The 1,131-nt window shown below is 60.1% G+C and carries 1 protein-coding gene and 1 pseudogene; one reads left to right on the top strand and one right to left on the bottom strand.

All coding sequences use genetic code 11. The features are described from left to right. Positions 1–322: DUF4118 domain-containing protein (locus P0D89_RS53220; RefSeq protein WP_408379677.1), on the bottom strand; the 322-nt coding region annotated here is incomplete at its 3' end. A 479-nt stretch (positions 323–801) separates the two neighbouring features. Between P0D89_RS53220 and P0D89_RS53215 the strand changes: the two are divergent. After that, positions 802–1,131 (top strand): annotated as a pseudogene (locus P0D89_RS53215) (IS110 family RNA-guided transposase); the annotation flags it as partial.

Here is a 1,131-nt window from a genome sequence, read left to right as displayed (position 1 = left end):
AGGCAATAACTGCTGACCATACTGTGAAAAGAACGAGGTACGGCAGATCTTCCGATGTGATTTCGAAGGTATAAAGTGGCGGGGTAAAGAAGTAGGTGTTGCTGGCTCCCGAGAGGAAAACCGCCAGCGCGGATGGTCCTATACCGGCATACCAGGTAACGAGAACGATGGCCAGGTCAAAAAGCGGCATTTCGGCATCGTGAAAGCCGTAATGTTGGCATGCTAGCGCCAGCCCAAGCGCGATTCCAACGCATACGACTACAAAGCCGTAACGCAGTACCGGTGGGCGGATGGCTTGCAACTGTATGTGCCAGCGCGCCAAGCTTCGCCTCGCTGCTACCCATGTTGTTCACTATTATATTTCAGCTATGTTCCGGTTGCGGTGCTTAACGCGAGCCAGTCATAGTTGGGTAACCAGCCATTTCAATCTCGTTCAGCGGGTATCGGCTTTGGCCGTGGCCTGCCGTCTGTGTGTGTCCTGTACGTGGCTGCCAACGGACATTCGCCACGACGCGGCGACGGGCGGCTTCACGCCCTGAGGTGGTCAGTCAAGGTTTTTGAGCGGTAAGTTGCTGTTCGCACCCGGCTCGACCTGCACGAGCCGGCCGGCGGGACGATCTCGTCCGTTATCGAGGGCAGGTGAGCCTATCCCGCCTTTATTTCGAAGAAACGCCATGCGCCCGCCTGGCGAGTTGCCCACCGCCGGCCAGCGTCATGGTCATAACAGATCCTATGCAGGGGGGGCACACAGGCCAAGCCTTAAAATCAGCCTGTTGAGCCTTACTGAAAGGAGAGAGGATCATGCGCACAGTTCAGACATACGCGACGCACCACCCGGAAGCGCTCGTGCTGGCCGTGTCACTGGAACTCGCTGCCGCCTCGTGGAAGGTCGCGCTGCACGACGGCCGGCGCGAGAAGCCAGCCGTGCACACGGTGGCGCAGCCCCAAGCCGCCGCGCGGCTGTAGGCCGTGCTCGACCTGATCGAGGCGCACCGGCAAAAGTGGTCGCTGCCCGCTGGCGTGCGCGTTGTCGTTTCCTACGAGGCCGGCCAGGAGGCGTTCTGGATCTGTCGCGCGCTGCGGGCTCAACACGTCGAGTGCTATGTCGTCGATCCGGCCAGCATTCCGGTT

The sequence above is a fragment of the Paraburkholderia sp. RL18-085-BIA-A genome (assembly GCF_046027075.1).
Classification (GTDB): Bacteria; Pseudomonadota; Gammaproteobacteria; order Burkholderiales; family Burkholderiaceae; genus Paraburkholderia.
Note: the sequence above shows the minus strand (reverse complement) of the source record. Positions and strands in the feature narration are given on the sequence as shown.